This is a genomic window from Mesorhizobium silamurunense, assembly GCF_014843825.1.
Taxonomy (GTDB): domain Bacteria; phylum Pseudomonadota; class Alphaproteobacteria; order Rhizobiales; family Rhizobiaceae; genus Mesorhizobium; species Mesorhizobium silamurunense.
The window spans coordinates 50,068-65,431 of the sequence record NZ_JHQR01000047.1 but is presented as its reverse complement, the minus strand read 5'-3'; the positions used below and the strand labels follow the sequence as shown (position 1 = coordinate 65,431).

The following is a 15,364-nucleotide window of genomic DNA, read 5'->3' as shown; positions in this document are numbered from 1 at the left end:
GGCACCATCGGCGTGCTCAAGGCGGCCATGCAGGTGGCTTCGACCGACGAGGGCTCGGCGCGCCTGCTGACCGAGCAACTCGCGCTGTCGGCGGCGGCGGCGGAACTGCGCCGGTTGGGGGCAGGGCGGATTGCCGACGCCTTCGTCGAAACAAGGCTCGGCGGCCAATGGCGCACCACCTACGGCATGCTCGATTCGCGCCATGACGCGCGCATGATCATCGACACGCTCTATCCGCCGCTGACTTGAACAAGCCTGAAACGCGCTTCCATCGCCGGCTGTGGACGGCCGTTAACCTTAACAGATGGTTTCAATTGCGGGCGGCCTTCGCAGGGCCCACTCTGTCCACCGGAGTAGGGAAGTGTTAACCATGAGCATCCCCTGCTCCGCGAGGCAGGGAGCGCATGCGGCACGTTTTGACATCATTTCTGGCCTTGCACTGGGCGGTCGTTTTCGCCCTGCTGGCCTACATCTGCATGGACGGGAACCGCGGCATCGCGTCCGCGCTTGGCGTGCTTGGCGTATCGGTGCAAAGCGCCGGCTTTCCGGGGCTCGAACACGCCGTCATCGTGGCGCCGCTCTCGGTCGCGCTGCTGATCGTCGCGCTGCTCTTCTGCTGGGCTTTCGTCGAAACGCTGCTCAACATCGCGACTAGGCCCGATGCCGGCGACGCAGTGGTGCGGATCGCCTTCATCTCCGCCTCTTTCCTGCTGTCGATCATTCTCGTCGGCGGCGCCGCGCAAGGGATCAACGGGCTGTTCATGGTGATCGCCATCCAGATGACGGCGCTGCTTGCCTCCTATGTCGCGGTGCTCGCCGAGCGGCGCTCGACCGTGGCCGCCGCGACTTTGCATCACGGCGATGCTCGCTTGACTGCTCAGCGCATGGCAACGAGCGCCGCGCACAGCTCCCTGCTGTCCCGCATCTCCGGCCGTCCGGAAACCAGACCCGGAGGTCGCCACTGATGCGCGCCTTGTTCGCATTCTGGGCAGCTCCGCTGGTCCTGTTCTGGGGCTGGTTCTTCCTGTCGCTCAACGACATCAATTTCGGCTATGTGATGCTCAGCCGCCAGCTGCACGACCTGGTGTTCCAGCTTTACGGCCAGATACTCGGCGTCGATCCGGGGATCATCCCGGGCATGGTCGCGCGGGCCTGCGTGTTCGACAGTTTCCTGCTGCTCGGACTGGTGGCATTCCGCCGCCGGCGCCAGATCGGCGAATGGATCAGGCGGCGCCGGGAAGGTCCGGTCAGTCCGGATCGGCTCGGCCGAGCGACTGAAGCCGGTCCAGGGCTCCCTGCAGAATAAAGGCCGCCGCCGCCGAATCGATCTTGCCGGCGCGCTTCTTGCGCGAGAAATCCATCTCGATCAGCGTCCGTTCCGCGGCGACCGTCGACAGCCGCTCGTCCCACAGCACAATGGGCAGATCGGACAGGGCAGCCATGTTGCGCGCGAAGGCGCGGGATTTCTGCGCGCGCGGGCCTTCCGATCCGTCCATGTTGACGGGAAGGCCAAGCACGATCGCCCCGACATTGTCCTTCTCGAGCTGTGCCAGCAACTGGGCGGCATCGAGCGAAAACTTCCTGCGCAGGATGACCGGGCGCGGATGGGCAAAGGACAAGCCACGGTCCGACACCGCCACGCCGATCGTCTTGTCGCCCAGGTCGAGGCCGGCGAGCGTCCGGCCGCCGGCAAGCCGTGCCGGCAATTCTTCAATGCCGATGATGCTCAACAACTCTCCCCGGTCTTCGCCGCGCGGCCTTTTGATAGACCGCGGGACTTTCAATTTGCCCCCGGCGTTCTATCCTTTGACAACGAGAAAATCGAGGAACCCAATCATGAAACTGACCTGGTACGGCCATTCGGCATTCCGCATCGAGACAAAGGACGCCACCATCCTCATCGACCCGTATCTGGTCGGCAATCCGTCCTGGACGGGCGGCTGGGAAGGGCCGGCGGAAGGGGTGACGCATGTTCTCCTGACCCATGGCCACAACGACCATGTCAGCGGTTCGATCGAGGTGCTGAAGAAGAGCGGCGCCATGCTGGTCGCCAATTTCGAGGTCTGCATGTATCTCGTCGGGCAGGGCGTCAGCGACAAGAAGATCAACCCCGGCAACATCGGCGGCACCGTCGATTGCGGCCCCTTCACCACCACCTTCGTCCAGGCGCTGCACTCCTCCTCGTTCGGCGGCCAGGGCGGCACCAACACCTATCTCGGCAACCCGGGCGGGCTCGTGCTGCATTTCCCGCAGGACAAGACGCTTTACCACATGGGCGACACCGACATCTTTTCCGACATGGGGCTGATCAACGAATTGCATGAACCGAAGATCGGCATCGTGCCGATCGGCGACCGCTTCACCATGGGCGGGGCGGTGGCGGCCCTTGCCTGCCGCCGCTTTTTCAGCTTCGATACGGTCGTTCCCTGCCATTTCGGCACCTTCCCGATCATCGATCAGACCGCCGACAAATTCGTGGCCGGCATGGAAGGGTCCGGGGTCAAGGTAGCGCTGCCCGAGATCGGAAAGGCGATTACGATCTGAGCAGCACTCCCTAGGCGCGCCGGAGCTATCCGCAGTCTGTTCGGTTCAACATGATCGATGTTGCACCGCAAGCGTTGCGCCGCTATAGCCCGCACTGGTTTTTCCGAGGCAAATAGACATGTCCGTTGATCTTCAGACCGTGAAGCGCGTCGCTCACCTTGCTCGCATTGCGGTGAGCGAGGAGGACGCCGAGCGCATGACCGGCGAGCTGAACGCCATCCTCGGCTTCGTCGAGCAGTTGAACGAGGTCGATGTGTCCGGCGTCGAGCCGATGACCTCGGTCACCCCCATGGAGATGAAGAAGCGGCAGGATGTCGTCACCGACGGCGACAAGGCGGCCGACATCGTCGCCAACGCGCCCGCCACCGAAGAAAACTTCTTCCTCGTTCCCAAGGTCGTGGAGTAGGGCAGGATGGCCGTCGAGATCGCCGTCGAGACGCCCTTGCAGGACGACGTGCGGGCGCTGGTCGCGGAGCTCAATGCCGCGCTGCTCGAACTGACGCCGCCGGAGCATTGCTACCACCTGACCGTCGAGCAGATGGCTGGCCACGACACGACGGTGTTCATTGCCCGCGACGGTGGCCTTGCCGTCGGCTGCGGCGCGCTGAAGCGGCATGACGAGGTGACTGGCGAGGTCAAGCGCATGTACACGCGGCCCTCGCATCGCGGCCAGAAGATCGGTGCGCAAATCGTCGAGCGGGTCGAGGCGCTGGCGCGGCAGGAAGGGCTGCAACGTCTGGTTCTCGAAACCGGCGATCGCCACCCGGCCGCCTGGACCGTCTACGAGCGTGCCGGGTTTTCGCGTTGCGGTCCGGTGCTGGATTATCCCGACTCCAAGTGGTCGGTGTTTTACGAAAAGAGCCTTGCCTGATGAGCGACCTCACACATCTCACCATTTCCGAGGCCCGCGCCAAGCTGCGCGGCAAGGAGATCTCCGCCGCCGAGATCACGGAAGCCTATCTCTCGGCGATCGAGCGCGCCAATCCGGTGCTCAATGCCTACATCGCGGTGACCGCCGACAGGGCGCGCGCCATGGCCAAGACCTCCGATGCGAAGCTGGGCAAGGGCGAGGGCGGGGCGCTCGAAGGCATTCCGCTCGGCATCAAGGACCTGTTCGCCACCGAAGGCGTCCACACCCAGGCCTGCAGCCATGTGCTGGACGGCTTCAAGCCGCACTACGAATCGACCGTCACCAGCAATCTATGGGCCGACGGTGCCGTCATGCTCGGCAAGCTCAACATGGACGAGTTCGCCATGGGCTCCTCCAACGAGACCTCCTACTACGGCCCGGTGATCAACCCGTGGCGGCGCTCGCGGCTTGACACGGTTGTCATGCCGACGACGCACCAGGGCGACGGCGGCTTTGTCTCCGCTGGCGGCACGAAGACGGAGCGCACGCTCGACAACGCCCAGCTTGTGCCAGGCGGTTCCTCCGGTGGCTCGGCTTCGGCTGTTGCTGCCTTCCTCTGTGCCGGCGCCACCGCGACCGACACCGGCGGCTCGATCCGCCAGCCCGCGGCCTTCACCGGCACCGTTGGCATCAAGCCGACCTATGGCCGCTGCTCGCGCTGGGGCGTGGTTGCCTTCGCCTCGTCGCTCGACCAGGCCGGACCGATCGCGCGCGACGTGCGCGACGCCGCGATCCTGTTGAAGTCGATGGCCTCGTCCGACCCGAAGGACACGACGTCGGTCGACCGGCCGGTGCCGGACTACGAAGCAGTGATCGGCAAGCCGATCAAGGGCATGATGGTCGGCATCCCGAAGGAATACCGCGTCGACGGCATGCCGGAAGACATCGAGGCGCTCTGGCAGCAGGGCATCGCCTGGCTGAAGGACGCCGGCGCCGAGATCGTCGACATCTCGCTGCCGCATACCAAATACGCGCTGCCTGCCTACTACATCGTGGCGCCTGCCGAAGCCTCGTCCAACCTCGCCCGCTATGATGGCGTGCGCTACGGATTGCGCGTGCCCGGCAAGGACATTGTCGACATGTATGAGAAGACGCGCGCCGCCGGCTTCGGCCGCGAAGTCAAGCGCCGCATCATGATCGGCACCTACGTGCTTTCGGCTGGCTATTACGACGCCTACTACCTGCAGGCGCAGAAGGTGCGCACCTTGATCAGGCGCGATTTCGAGAACGTCTTTGCCGCCGGTGTCGACGTCATCCTGACCCCGGCAACGCCGTCGGCCGCTTTCGGCGTCGCCGACGAGGACATGAATTCCGATCCGGTGAAAATGTATCTCAACGACATCTTCACCGTGACGGTGAACATGGCTGGCCTGCCGGGCATCTCGGTGCCTGCCGGCCTCGACGGCAAGGGTCTGCCGCTTGGCCTGCAGCTCATCGGCCGGCCGTTCGACGAGGAAACGCTGTTCCAGACCGCGCATGTCATCGAACAGGCGGCGGGCAAATTTCAGCCGGAAAAGTGGTGGTAGCGTCGTCCCTCATCTGAAAGGGGTGAGGGATGTTTTATTATCTTTCCAAGATCCTCTGGTTCTTCGTCCAGCCGCTCAACCTGGCGATTTTCCTGCTGCTTGCCGGCTTGCTGGCGGCGCTGTTCGGTCGCCGGCGGCTGGCCGCCACCGGTAGCGTGCTCGCCTTTCTGATCCTTGCTCTTTCAGCCTGGACCTCTATTGGCGCGACGATGCTTACCCCGCTGGAGGAACGCTTTCCGAAGCCGCCGCTGCCGGAAAAGGTCGACGGCATCGTCGTGCTCGGCGGCGGCTTCGAGGGCGCCATCAACCTGGCGCGCGGCGGCTATGAGCTGAACAGCGGCGGCGACCGCATGGTCGAGACGGCGATACTCGCCCGGCGCTTTCCGCAAGCGAAAGTGGTCGTCTCGGGCGGCATTGGCGAGCTTTTCCTCAACGGCGAGGGCGATGCCGACACCGCGCCGCGCCTGCTCGGCGCCCTGGGTGTTGCGTCCGATCGGCTGATTCTAGAGAACAAGTCGCGCAACACCTACGAGAATGCCGTCTTCACCCGCAGGCTGGTCGAGCCGAAGCCCGGCGAGACATGGCTGCTGGTGACGTCCGCCTTCCACATGCCCCGCGCCAAGGCGCTGTTCGACAAGGCGGCTTTTCCAACCGTTGCCTGGCCGGTCGACTACCGAACATCGGGGCGCGAAGGCATCGGCCTCTACCGCGACAACCCGTCTGACGCGCTGCAGGCGACCACGACGGCAATCCGCGAATGGATCGGGCTCTTCGCTTACTGGCTGTCGGGCCGCATCGATCGGCCCTTTCCTGCACCGGGCGGTTGACCGAGCACTGCCTGGCGCGCGGCCGAGAAGAACTGGCGCCGCACCAGCACCGCCAGCAGCACCAGCGTTGACAGCACGAACACTGTCGGGCCGACGAACCAGCCGAGATAGCCGATCGAGAAAAAGACGGCGCGCAGGCCGGAATTGAAATGCTTGCCGGCAAGCACGTTCATGCGTGTGGCCCGCCACACTGCCGTCTCGCTGACCGGATTGCGCGAGGCCTCGCCATGCGGGACCGGCACGGCGCCGATCAGGATCGAGCAATAATTGAACAGCCGGTAGGCCCAGCCGAACTTGAAGAAGGCGAAGGCGAGGATCAGCACCAGGCCGAACATCTTGGCCTGAAAGGCCTCGCGGGAGGATGCGGCGGCTAACGGCAGGTCGGCCAGCACGGTTAGAACCCGGTCGGATGCGCCGAGCAGGGCGAAGCAGCCGCCCAGCGCGATCAGCGAGCTCGAAGCGAAGAAGGCGGTGCCTTGCTGCAGGCCGTTCATGATGGCGGTGTCGACGATGCGCACCTCGCGCTCGGCCATGTTGCGCATCCAGGCCTCGCGCTGGGCGTTCATCGCTGTCGTCAACGACACGCGGCTGACGAGCTTGCCGTCCGAGGCAAGAGTATGCAGCACCCAGACAACCAGGAAGAAGGCCAGCGCCGCCAGGTCTGCCGCTGAAAGATGGAGGGAATCGCCCATGCATGCCTTTTACCACAGGCCCGGCGGGTGCTTCGACAGCCGAGGCAAGCACCTGATGATGTCGCTGCCGGAGCAAACAAGGTCGGCTGACGCCGCGCCGCCACACGCAAAACAGCGGAAACATCACGGGAATTCCTATATGTAAGGTTTGAGCGGCCCTCAGGAGACAACGGCGCGTGTTCCTTTCGGTATTCGACCTGTTCAAGATCGGCATTGGTCCATCGAGCTCGCACACGATGGGACCGATGACGGCGGCGCGCCGCTTCCTCGACGAAATTATCGCCGGCGACTGGCCGCGTCCCGCCGGCGTCAAGGTCGATCGCATCGGCGCCAGCCTGCACGGCTCGCTTGCCTATACCGGCATTGGCCATGGCTCGGACCGCGCCGTCATCCTCGGCCTTGCCGGCCAGACGCCGCAGACGGTCGATCCTGACGAGGCGGATGGCATCGTCGCCCGCATAAACAGCGAAAAGCGGATTTCGCCGCCCGGGCATCCGTCCTATCGCTTCGACCCCGCCAAGGACCTTGTGCTCGACCGCAAGACGCCGCTGACCGGCCACGCCAACGGCATGGCGTTCTACGCCTATGACGCATCCGACCGGCTGCTGCTCAAGCGCATCTATTATTCGATCGGCGGCGGCTTCGTCGTCTCCGAGGAAGAATTGCAGCGCATGAAGGCCAAGGGCTCGGTGACGACTGAAGGCAAGAAAGTGCCGTATCCGTTCAAGAACGCCGTCGAGATGCTGGCAATGGCGGCCAAGAGCGGGCTTTCCATCGCCGAGATGAAGCGCGTCAACGAGGAAAGGCACATGTCGCGCGAGGAGCTCGATGCCGGCCTCGACGCGATCTGGAGCGCCATGAAGGGCTGCATCGACCGCGGCCTGTCGCAGGACGGCGTCATGCCGGGCGGATTGAAGGTGCGCCGCCGCGCGCGCCAGCTGCACGACAAGCTGAAGGAGCAGTGGCAGCAGAACCGGCCCAATCCGTTGCTCGCCAATGATTGGCTGTCGATCTACGCCATGGCGGTCAACGAGGAGAACGCGGCCGGTGGGCGCGTGGTGACTGCGCCGACCAATGGCGCGGCCGGCACGCTGCCGGCGGTGCTCCGCTACTGGCTGCATTTCCACCCAGAAGCCGACCAGCCGAGCATCCGCGACTTCCTGCTGACGGCTGCCGCCGTCGGCGGCATCATCAAGTCCAACGCCTCGATTTCCGGCGCCGAAGTCGGCTGCCAGGGCGAGGTGGGTTCCGCTTCGGCGATGGCGGCCGCCGGCCTTTGCGCGGTCATGGGCGGCACGCCGGAGCAGGTCGAGAACGCCGCCGAGATCGCGCTCGAGCATCATCTCGGCATGACCTGCGATCCGGTCGGCGGTCTTGTGCAAGTGCCCTGCATCGAGCGCAATGCGCTCGGCGCGGTCAAGGCGGTCACCGCCGCCTCGCTAGCCATCAAGGGCGACGGCACCCATTTCGTGCCACTGGATGCTGCGATCGAAACCATGCGCCAGACCGGCCTCGACATGAACGAGAAGTACAAGGAAACAAGCCTCGGCGGGCTGGCCGTCAATGTAGTCGAGTGCTGAAGACGGCAAGCCGTCTTCGCCATTGCATTTCTTGCCTTATGATACCATTTTATGGTACTGAACTGCATGAAGCGGAGCATCAGGCAACGCTCGCGCAGATTTTCGCGCGGCCGGTAAGCGGCACAATTCGATGGTCGGATATCGAGCCTTAGGTGCCGAAGTCAGTGAACGCGAAGGGTCGCGTGTCGGTGTGTTTCTGTTCGGCGAGGTCCGGGTTTTCCATCGGCCGCATCCGACACCGGACACTGACAAGGGCGCGGTTGCCAGCATCAGGAAATGGCTGGAGAGCCATGGAGTGAGACCATGAAGAATATCATTGAGATCGACGGCCACAAGGCATCGGTGTCTTTCGACCCGGAGCTTGGAATGCTGAGGGGCGAATTCCTGGGACTGGCCGGCGGCGCGGATTTTTACGCCGCGAATGTCGACCAACTCTACGCCGAGGGTGCAACGTCGTTGAAAGTTTTTCTTGACCTGTGCCGCGAGAAGGGCATCAAGCCTTTTCGAGAATTTTCTGGCCGCTTCAACGTTCGGCTTGATCCGGCCACTCACGAAGCTGCTGTCATCGCTGCCGCGGCCGAGAACAAGAGCCTCAATGAGTGGGTTGCCGAAGCAATCTCGACGGCTGCCCTGGCCGAATAATCGGGCAGGCATCGGCCTGTGTATAACGTCGCCCGGCGTTGAACGCCTTGGGGGCAGTCGCTAGATTGCGGTCATGTCTCTCAATCTCATCAAGCTCTGCGTCGGCTGCGACAGCGTCGAGGATCTGGAAGAGTGGATTGCCTTCCGGCTCGACGAGCGGCGCCGCGCCGGCGACCCGGCCGAGCACTGGCACACCACGCGTATGGTGCCGACGCGCGGCGACGAGATCACCGACGGCGGCTCGCTCTACTGGGTGATCAAGGGCAACGTGCAGTGCCGGCAACTCATCACCCAGATCCGGCCCTTCGTCGACGGCGAAGGCATCGGCCGCTGCCATCTGGTGCTCGATCCCGAAGTGGTGCGCACCGACTGGCAGCCGCGCCGTGCCTTCCAGGGCTGGCGTTATCTCAAGCCGTCCGACGCCCCCGCCGATCTCGGCAACGGCAGGGCCGCATTGGCCGAGATGCCGCCGAAACTGCGCATGGAGCTTGCCGAACTCGGCCTGCTGTAAGGCCGCACGGCCTCATCTTCCGGTTGCTGGCCCTTCGGCTCGTCCGATGTGGGACTTGCAAGCATTCGACCCACACCCCATCCTGATTTGCAGGCGCAATCATCTGGATGATGCAAACCGATGGGCGTGATCATCGCATTGGCGGCCTTGCTTCTGGTGCTTTTCGGCGTCGCGACAGTCTTTGTACGCGCCGACGCCACCAGGATGGCGGACAATCTTAGAACGCTTGGGCCCGCGCTGCTGGGCCTGTTCGGCGCGACGATGCTCGTGGTCGGCCGCAGCAGTATTGGCGGCCTGCTGATGATTGCGGCGGCAGGCTGGTATGCCTGGATGCGGGCGAGACGGCCGCCGGCGAAGGCTGTCGCGGCCAAACGCTCGACCGTGCGCACCGCGGCTCTCGAAATGGACCTCGACCACGACAGCGGCAAGCTCGAGGGCCTTGTTCTCGCTGGCCACTATGAGGGTAAAATGCTGGGCGCCATGGGGCTCGCGGACCTGCAGCAACTCCACGTCGAGCTGCGGCCGGACCCGGAGAGCCGCCAGCTGCTAGAGACGTATCTTGACGGCCGTTTTCCCGTCTGGCGCAAGGACGCGCAGCCGGACAGTGGCGAAGGGCTGGGTGTTGCGCCAGGTGCGGGCGCCATGACTAAGGAGGAGGCCTACAAGATCCTTGGTCTTGAAGCGGGGGCTGCCGCGGCGGATATCCGCAAGGCGCACCGCCGCCTGATGCAGCGCCTGAATGCCGATGTCGGCGGCACGTCTGTCCTGGCGGCGCGGATCAATGAAGCCAAGGACGTCTTGCTCTCCAATCACGACTAGTCTCCTTCGACGCGGAACTTTCCCGGAGTTTCAAAGGCCGCCTATTGCTGGACGGCGTAGCACGAGATTTTCTTTCGCTTCAGGGCATCGCAGGCCTTCCAGGCTGCGTCCTTGGAGCCAAAGCCGCCGAAGCGGGCACGGTAGTAGGTGACGCCGTCCTTGTCGAACGCGACCGTGAAGCCCGACGCATCCGCCAACACCTTCGGCGCCTGCTTGCTCGTCTTGTCGAGAAGGGCCTGGGCACCGGATTGCGTCGGCGAGGACGCAACCTGCACCACCCATCCCGACGGCAGCGACGACGTCTTGACCGGATCGACGGCCGGCGGGGCCGCCGGCGCCGGCTCGGCGTATGCGGCAACAGTTTGCGAAGCTGTTTCCTGTGTCGCGGGTGCGGGAGCCATGGCGGCCACGGCCACCGTCTTCACCTTCCTGACCTGGATGACCGGCTTGGTCTCGTCGGCCACCGGAACGCTGTCATCAGCTGACGCGACTTCGGTGTCGTCGACGGCCGGCTTTTCATCCGGAGTCGGCGCGTCGTGCTTCGGCAGGAAGACCTTTGCCAAAGCCTTGATCGGATTGTCGCCGCCCGCCTTGGCGATCAGATCGCCGCCGCCGCGGGTCGAGGCGCGCGGCAGGTAGGTGTTGATCAGGGTGGCCATCTGGTTGTCGCGGCTGCGGCCGGAAGTACCGCCCATCACCACGGCAACGAGGCGGCGATCACCATCGGCGACGGAGGAAACCAGGTTGTAGCCGGAAGCGCGCGTGTAGCCGGTCTTGATCCCGTCGACGCCCTTGATGCGGCCGAGCAGGCGGTTGTGACCGTTGATGCGCTGGCGGCCGTATAGGAACGAGCGCTGCGAGAAATAGCCGTAATATTGCGGGAAGTGCTCGCGGAGCGCGATGCCCAGCATGGCCATGTCGTGCGCCGTCGTGAATTGGCCAGGATCGGGCAGGCCATTGGCGTTGCGGAAGACGGTGCCGTTCATGCCGAGCTGGCGGGCCTTGGCCGTCATCATACGGGCAAAATTGTCTTCGCTGCCGCCCAACATCTCGCCCAGCGCGGTCGCCGAGTCGTTCGCCGACTTCGTCACCATCGACAGGATCGCGGTCTCGACCGGCACCGAGCCGCCGGCGCGCACACCGAGCTTGGTCGGCGGCTCGGACGCCGCATGCGCCGAATACGGCACTGGCGTGTTCTTGCTGATTCTGCCCTTCGCCAGCGCCTCGAAGGTGAGGTAGAGCGTCATCATCTTGGTAAGCGAGGCCGGATAGCGCCGGCCGTTGGCGTCGGCCGAATAGAGCACCTTGCCGGTCTTGGCATCGACGACAATGGCCGCTGACTTGGCGGCAAGAGCCGATGCGACATCGGCGGCGACAATCGTCACCGCGAGCGCGGCGACCATGATCGCCTTGAAGGAAAATGAAGATTTGGAGACGAAGCCCGACAACGCCTGACGCACCGCTACTTACCCTGAATTTTCGTTGCCCCGGAGGCGGCAGAGGGAGTGCCTGCCTCGCTTCCGGCCAAGCTATCGCGGTCAGCGTTACCAATCCGTTTATGGTAACTGCCGCGTTCACCAATTTCTGGCGATTTGAGCCTCTGTTTATTCGAATTTTAGCCGTTGCTGCTGCCCAGCTCCCTTGCGGCCCTAGGGATTCTTGACTTTTGTGCAATGCACAATATATTGAGGTGCATTGCACAAGGGCGCCCGGGGCTAATGGGCGTTTCAACCAAGGGAAGAATGAAATGACCCAGACCTATGAGGACTTCACGAAATACGGCAAGGAATTTGCCGACACCGGGCTGAAGAGCTTCGCCTCGCTCACCAAGGGCGCGCAGGCGATCGCCACCGAAGCCGGCGAATATACCAAGAAGAGCTTCGAGGCCGGCAGCGCTGCCGTCGAGAAGCTGTTCTCGGCCAAGTCGATCGAGAAGGCCATCGAGATCCAGACCGACTACGCCAAGCAGAGCTACGAGAGCTTCGTGGCGGAGGCCAGCAAGATCGGCAATCTCTATGCCGAGCTCGCCAAGGAAGCCTACAAGCCGTTCGAATCGGTCGTCGCCAAGGCGAAGTAATTTCGTCCGATCCCATCTGACACGGCCTGCGTGCCTGCAGGAAGGACCCGGTCGCGGAAACGCGGCCGGGTTTTTTCATGCGCGATCGCAGCGCCCGCGCCCTTGCCGCATTCACGATTGAGAAATTCGCTGAAGTTTGCCCACCTAGCCATATTGTCAGCTAAACAGAAGGGCTTAAAATCGGCCATCGAAGACCTACATGTTGAACTCGCATGAGGATTCGAAAAGGCAGGACTACGTGACGATCGGTTTGACTGCCACGGCAGGCGTGGTGCGAATGCAAAGTGACGACGACCGAAACGATCCCGGCCGCGGCACGGCGGTCATCACGCGCACCAAAACCAAGACCAAGAAGCCCAGCCTCTACAGGGTCCTCATTCTCAACGACGACTACACTCCCATGGAGTTCGTGGTCCACGTCCTGGAGCGTTTTTTCCAGAAGGACCGCGAGGCCGCCACACGCATCATGCTGCATGTTCATAATCATGGAGTGGGCGAGTGCGGGGTCTACACATTCGAGGTGGCCGAGACCAAAGTGTCTCAGGTCATGGATTTCGCCCGACAGAATCAGCATCCGCTGCAATGCGTGATGGAGAAGAAGTGAGGTAACATGCCGGCTTTCTCCCAAGGCCTGGAAAAGGCGCTACATCAGGCGCTGACATTCGCCAACGAGCGGCATCATGAATATGCGACGCTCGAACACCTGCTGCTCGCGCTCATCGACGACACCGAGGCGGCCGCCGTGATGCGCGCCTGCAACGTCGATCTCGACGAGCTCAAGCACACCGTTCTCACCTATATCGACACCGAGCTCGACAACCTCGTCACCGGTTACGACGAGGATTCCAAGCCGACCGCCGGGTTCCAGCGCGTCATCCAGCGCGCCGTCATCCATGTGCAGTCGTCCGGCCGCGAGGAAGTGTCCGGCGCCAATGTGCTCGTCGCAATCTTTGCCGAGCGCGAGAGCCACGCCGCCTATTTCCTGCAGGAACAGCAGATGACCCGCTACGATGCGGTCAACTACATCTCGCACGGCATCGCCAAGCGCCCCGGCGCTTCGGAGTCGCGCACGCCGCGCGGCGCCGAGGACGAGCAGGGCGGCCAGAACGGCGCCGAGCCGCAGGAGGACGGCGGCAAGAAGAAGCCGCAGGACGCGCTGACGGCCTACTGCATCAACCTCAACAACAAGGCCAAGGCCGGCAAGATTGATCCGCTGATCGGCCGCGAGAGCGAGATCAACCGCACCATCCAGGTGCTGTGCCGCCGCTCCAAGAACAACCCGCTCTATGTCGGCGACCCCGGCGTCGGCAAGACGGCGATCGCCGAGGGCCTGGCCAAGCGCATCGTCGAAGGCGACGTGCCCGAGGTGCTGCAGGACGCCACCATCTTCGCGCTCGACATGGGCACGCTCTTGGCCGGCACCCGCTATCGCGGCGACTTCGAGGAGCGGCTGAAGCAGGTCGTCAAGGAACTCGAGGACTATCCCGGCGCGGTGCTGTTCATCGACGAGATCCACACCGTGATCGGGGCGGGAGCCACGTCCGGCGGCGCCATGGATGCGTCGAACCTCTTGAAGCCGGCGCTCTCGTCAGGCGCGATCCGCTGCATCGGCTCGACTACCTACAAGGAGTTTCGCCAGTTCTTCGAGAAGGACCGCGCGCTGGTGCGGCGCTTCCAGAAGATCGACGTCAACGAGCCGACCATCGAGGACGCCATCGAGATCATGAAGGGCCTGAAGCCCTATTTCGAGGAGTTCCACAAGGTCCGCTACACGAGCGAGGCGATCAAGGCCTCGGTCGAGCTTTCGGCCCGCTACATCAACGACCGCAAGCTGCCGGACAAGGCGATCGACGTGATCGACGAGACCGGCGCCTCGCAGATGCTGGTGCCGGAGGCCAAGCGCAAGAAGACGATCGGCATCAAGGAAATCGAGGCGACGATCGCCACCATGGCGCGCATCCCGCCGAAGACGGTTTCGGCCGACGACGAGAAGGTGCTGCAGGGTCTCGATATCGAGCTGAAGCGCGTCGTCTACGGTCAGGATACCGCGATCACCGCGCTGACGTCGGCAATCAAGCTGGCGCGCGCCGGCCTGCGTGAGCCGGAGAAGCCGATCGGTTCCTACCTGTTCTCAGGGCCGACCGGCGTCGGCAAGACGGAAGTGGCCAAGCAACTCGCGGCCTCGCTCGGTGTCGAGCTCATCCGCTTCGACATGTCGGAATACATGGAACGCCACACCGTCTCGCGGCTGATCGGCGCGCCTCCCGGCTATGTCGGCTTCGACCAGGGTGGCTTGCTTACCGACGGCGTCGACCAGCATCCGCATTGCGTGCTGCTGCTCGACGAGGTGGAGAAGGCGCATCCGGACCTGTTCAACATCCTGTTGCAGGTGATGGACCACGGCAAGCTGACCGACCACAACGGCAAGCAGATCGACTTCCGCAACGTCATTCTGATCATGACGACCAATGCGGGCGCGTCGGACGCTCAGCGCGCGGCGATCGGCTTCGGCTCGACCAAGCGCGAGGGCGACGACATCGAGGCGATCAACCGGCTGTTCACGCCGGAGTTCCGCAACCGCCTAGATGCGATCATCCCGTTCGGCTCGCTGCCGGTGCCGGTGATCCACCAGGTGGTGCAGAAGTTCGTCATGCAGCTCGAAGCTCAGCTCTCCGAGCGGGGCGTCACCTTCGACCTGTCGCCGGACGCGATCGCCTGGCTGGCCGACAAGGGCTATGACGAGCGCATGGGCGCGCGTCCGCTCGGTCGTGTCATCCAAGAGCACATCAAGAAGCCGCTGGCGGACGAGGTGCTGTTCGGCAAGCTGAAGAAGGGCGGCACGGTGCGTGTCACCGTCGAGAAGAAGGAGACCGGCGAGACCGGCCTGAAGCTCGAATCGCTCGCCGACGAAGCCCCGGTGAAGCCGAAGAAGGAAGAGCCGGAGGACGCGCCGAAGCCGAGGAAGGCAACGGCGAAGAAGCCCGCCGCCAAGAAGGCGGTGGCCCAGAAGCCGGAGCCGAAGGGCAAGGACGGCGGCAAGCGCAGCCTGGTGCCGCAACTGCCCCGCAAGGGCTGATCGGCCTGAAACGCGTCGCGCTGAAACGGATTCAGGCGACGCGCTTCATGTGTTCGTTTTGATGCATGTCGTTCTCCCAAATCCGCTGCGCCCTTTTGGGCGACATGCATTGAAGTCAAGAAAAGCCCCGGCAACGGGGCTTTTCTTCGTTGGAGGAACC

Annotated in this window: 18 protein-coding genes and 1 pseudogene; 16 read left to right on the top strand and 3 right to left on the bottom strand. The window is 63.8% G+C overall.

Annotation, left to right across the window (positions count from 1 at the left end):
• From DH10_RS05055 to DH10_RS05045, 3 genes and pseudogenes are all read left to right on the top strand, one after another.
• Nucleotides 1-249: pseudogene (locus DH10_RS05055) on the top strand (DNA alkylation response protein); the annotation flags it as partial.
• 155 nt (nucleotides 250-404) lie between these two features.
• A complete protein-coding gene (locus DH10_RS05050; protein ID WP_192245257.1) occupies nucleotides 405-965 on the top strand; it encodes a hypothetical protein in 561 nt (186 codons plus the stop codon).
• Nucleotides 965-1,306 carry a DUF6105 family protein gene (locus DH10_RS05045; protein WP_192245255.1) on the top strand — a complete coding sequence of 114 codons (342 nt, stop codon included), beginning with the start codon at nucleotides 965-967 and terminating at the stop codon, nucleotides 1,304-1,306. The genes DH10_RS05050 and DH10_RS05045 overlap by 1 nt, the downstream gene beginning before the upstream one ends.
• Here DH10_RS05045 and ruvX read toward each other — a convergent pair.
• The gene (ruvX, locus tag DH10_RS05040; protein ID WP_192245253.1) at nucleotides 1,248-1,730 is read right to left on the bottom strand and encodes a Holliday junction resolvase RuvX; all 483 of its coding nucleotides are present in this window, start codon (nucleotides 1,728-1,730) and stop codon (nucleotides 1,248-1,250) included. The two genes, DH10_RS05045 and ruvX, sit on opposite strands and share 59 nt — an antisense overlap.
• A 106-nt stretch (nucleotides 1,731-1,836) precedes the next feature.
• Here ruvX and DH10_RS05035 point away from each other — a divergent pair, with 106 nt between their 5' ends.
• The 5 genes from DH10_RS05035 to DH10_RS05015 all read left to right on the top strand — a co-directional run bounded on the left by DH10_RS05035 (nucleotide 1,837) and on the right by DH10_RS05015 (nucleotide 5,807).
• On the top strand, nucleotides 1,837-2,544 hold the full coding sequence (locus DH10_RS05035; protein ID WP_192245251.1) for a metal-dependent hydrolase: 708 nt from the start codon (nucleotides 1,837-1,839) through the stop codon (nucleotides 2,542-2,544).
• Nucleotides 2,545-2,662: 118 nt separating this feature from the next.
• Nucleotides 2,663-2,950, top strand: coding sequence for an Asp-tRNA(Asn)/Glu-tRNA(Gln) amidotransferase subunit GatC (gene gatC / locus DH10_RS05030; protein ID WP_192245249.1), 288 nt, complete (start codon nucleotides 2,663-2,665; stop codon nucleotides 2,948-2,950).
• Nucleotides 2,951-2,956: 6 nt separating this feature from the next.
• On the top strand, nucleotides 2,957-3,415 hold the full coding sequence (locus DH10_RS05025; protein ID WP_192245247.1) for a GNAT family N-acetyltransferase: 459 nt from the start codon (nucleotides 2,957-2,959) through the stop codon (nucleotides 3,413-3,415).
• Entirely contained in the window at nucleotides 3,415-4,980 is a 1,566-nt protein-coding gene (locus DH10_RS05020) for an amidase (protein ID WP_192245245.1), read from the top strand. The genes DH10_RS05025 and DH10_RS05020 overlap by 1 nt, the downstream gene beginning before the upstream one ends.
• Before the next feature lie 29 nt (nucleotides 4,981-5,009).
• On the top strand, nucleotides 5,010-5,807 hold the full coding sequence (locus tag DH10_RS05015; RefSeq protein WP_192245243.1) for a YdcF family protein: 798 nt from the start codon (nucleotides 5,010-5,012) through the stop codon (nucleotides 5,805-5,807).
• Here the strand turns inward: DH10_RS05015 and DH10_RS05010 are convergent.
• Nucleotides 5,756-6,499 (bottom strand): DUF599 domain-containing protein, encoded by a 744-nt coding sequence (locus tag DH10_RS05010; RefSeq protein ID WP_192245241.1) that lies wholly within the window; start codon nucleotides 6,497-6,499, stop codon nucleotides 5,756-5,758. The two genes, DH10_RS05015 and DH10_RS05010, sit on opposite strands and share 52 nt — an antisense overlap.
• Before the next feature lie 176 nt (nucleotides 6,500-6,675).
• Here DH10_RS05010 and DH10_RS05005 point away from each other — a divergent pair, with 176 nt between their 5' ends.
• From DH10_RS05005 to DH10_RS04985, 5 genes are all read left to right on the top strand, one after another.
• Nucleotides 6,676-8,079: an L-serine ammonia-lyase gene (locus DH10_RS05005; RefSeq protein WP_192384359.1), complete on the top strand. Its 1,404-nt coding sequence runs from the start codon at nucleotides 6,676-6,678 to the stop codon at nucleotides 8,077-8,079.
• A 130-nt stretch (nucleotides 8,080-8,209) separates the two neighbouring features.
• Nucleotides 8,210-8,386, top strand: a complete 177-nt coding sequence (locus tag DH10_RS05000) for a type II toxin-antitoxin system HicA family toxin (RefSeq protein WP_312891221.1) — start codon at nucleotides 8,210-8,212, stop codon at nucleotides 8,384-8,386.
• Nucleotides 8,383-8,721 carry a type II toxin-antitoxin system HicB family antitoxin gene (locus tag DH10_RS36655; protein ID WP_192245238.1) on the top strand — a complete coding sequence of 113 codons (339 nt, stop codon included), beginning with the start codon at nucleotides 8,383-8,385 and terminating at the stop codon, nucleotides 8,719-8,721. The genes DH10_RS05000 and DH10_RS36655 overlap by 4 nt, the downstream gene beginning before the upstream one ends.
• A 73-nt stretch (nucleotides 8,722-8,794) precedes the next feature.
• Nucleotides 8,795-9,232 carry a DUF1489 family protein gene (locus tag DH10_RS04990; RefSeq protein WP_192245237.1) on the top strand — a complete coding sequence of 146 codons (438 nt, stop codon included), beginning with the start codon at nucleotides 8,795-8,797 and terminating at the stop codon, nucleotides 9,230-9,232.
• 120 nt (nucleotides 9,233-9,352) lie between these two features.
• Nucleotides 9,353-10,051, top strand: a complete 699-nt coding sequence (locus DH10_RS04985) for a J domain-containing protein (protein ID WP_192245236.1) — start codon at nucleotides 9,353-9,355, stop codon at nucleotides 10,049-10,051.
• Between the two features lie 41 nt (nucleotides 10,052-10,092).
• Here the strand turns inward: DH10_RS04985 and DH10_RS04980 are convergent, their stop codons facing one another.
• Nucleotides 10,093-11,511 carry a D-alanyl-D-alanine carboxypeptidase gene (locus tag DH10_RS04980; RefSeq protein ID WP_192245235.1) on the bottom strand — a complete coding sequence of 473 codons (1,419 nt, stop codon included), beginning with the start codon at nucleotides 11,509-11,511 and terminating at the stop codon, nucleotides 10,093-10,095.
• Between the two features lie 287 nt (nucleotides 11,512-11,798).
• Here DH10_RS04980 and DH10_RS04975 point away from each other — a divergent pair, with 287 nt between their 5' ends.
• The 3 genes from DH10_RS04975 to clpA all read left to right on the top strand — a co-directional run bounded on the left by DH10_RS04975 (nucleotide 11,799) and on the right by clpA (nucleotide 15,204).
• Nucleotides 11,799-12,128, top strand: coding sequence for a phasin family protein (locus DH10_RS04975; protein ID WP_059185707.1), 330 nt, complete (start codon nucleotides 11,799-11,801; stop codon nucleotides 12,126-12,128).
• Between the two features lie 277 nt (nucleotides 12,129-12,405).
• Nucleotides 12,406-12,732 (top strand): ATP-dependent Clp protease adapter ClpS, encoded by a 327-nt coding sequence (clpS, locus tag DH10_RS04970; RefSeq protein WP_192245305.1) that lies wholly within the window; start codon nucleotides 12,406-12,408, stop codon nucleotides 12,730-12,732.
• Between the two features lie 6 nt (nucleotides 12,733-12,738).
• Nucleotides 12,739-15,204, top strand: a complete 2,466-nt coding sequence (clpA, locus tag DH10_RS04965; protein WP_192245233.1) for an ATP-dependent Clp protease ATP-binding subunit ClpA — start codon at nucleotides 12,739-12,741, stop codon at nucleotides 15,202-15,204.
• Nucleotides 15,205-15,364: the final 160 nt, after the last annotated feature.

Coding starts and splice junctions, on each gene's coding strand:
- DH10_RS05050 (WP_192245257.1), top strand. CDS start 405: ATGCGGCACGTTTTGACATCATTTCTGGCCTTGCACTGGGCGGTCGTT.
- DH10_RS05045 (WP_192245255.1), top strand. CDS start 965: ATGCGCGCCTTGTTCGCATTCTGGGCAGCTCCGCTGGTCCTGTTCTGG.
- DH10_RS05035 (WP_192245251.1), top strand. CDS start 1,837: ATGAAACTGACCTGGTACGGCCATTCGGCATTCCGCATCGAGACAAAG.
- gatC (WP_192245249.1), top strand. CDS start 2,663: ATGTCCGTTGATCTTCAGACCGTGAAGCGCGTCGCTCACCTTGCTCGC.
- DH10_RS05025 (WP_192245247.1), top strand. CDS start 2,957: ATGGCCGTCGAGATCGCCGTCGAGACGCCCTTGCAGGACGACGTGCGG.
- DH10_RS05020 (WP_192245245.1), top strand. CDS start 3,415: ATGAGCGACCTCACACATCTCACCATTTCCGAGGCCCGCGCCAAGCTG.
- DH10_RS05015 (WP_192245243.1), top strand. CDS start 5,010: ATGTTTTATTATCTTTCCAAGATCCTCTGGTTCTTCGTCCAGCCGCTC.
- DH10_RS05010 (WP_192245241.1), bottom strand. CDS start 6,499: ATGGGCGATTCCCTCCATCTTTCAGCGGCAGACCTGGCGGCGCTGGCC.
- DH10_RS05000 (WP_312891221.1), top strand. CDS start 8,210: ATGGTCGGATATCGAGCCTTAGGTGCCGAAGTCAGTGAACGCGAAGGG.
- DH10_RS36655 (WP_192245238.1), top strand. CDS start 8,383: ATGAAGAATATCATTGAGATCGACGGCCACAAGGCATCGGTGTCTTTC.
- DH10_RS04990 (WP_192245237.1), top strand. CDS start 8,795: ATGTCTCTCAATCTCATCAAGCTCTGCGTCGGCTGCGACAGCGTCGAG.
- DH10_RS04985 (WP_192245236.1), top strand. CDS start 9,353: ATGGGCGTGATCATCGCATTGGCGGCCTTGCTTCTGGTGCTTTTCGGC.
- DH10_RS04975 (WP_059185707.1), top strand. CDS start 11,799: ATGACCCAGACCTATGAGGACTTCACGAAATACGGCAAGGAATTTGCC.
- clpS (WP_192245305.1), top strand. CDS start 12,406: ATGCAAAGTGACGACGACCGAAACGATCCCGGCCGCGGCACGGCGGTC.
- clpA (WP_192245233.1), top strand. CDS start 12,739: ATGCCGGCTTTCTCCCAAGGCCTGGAAAAGGCGCTACATCAGGCGCTG.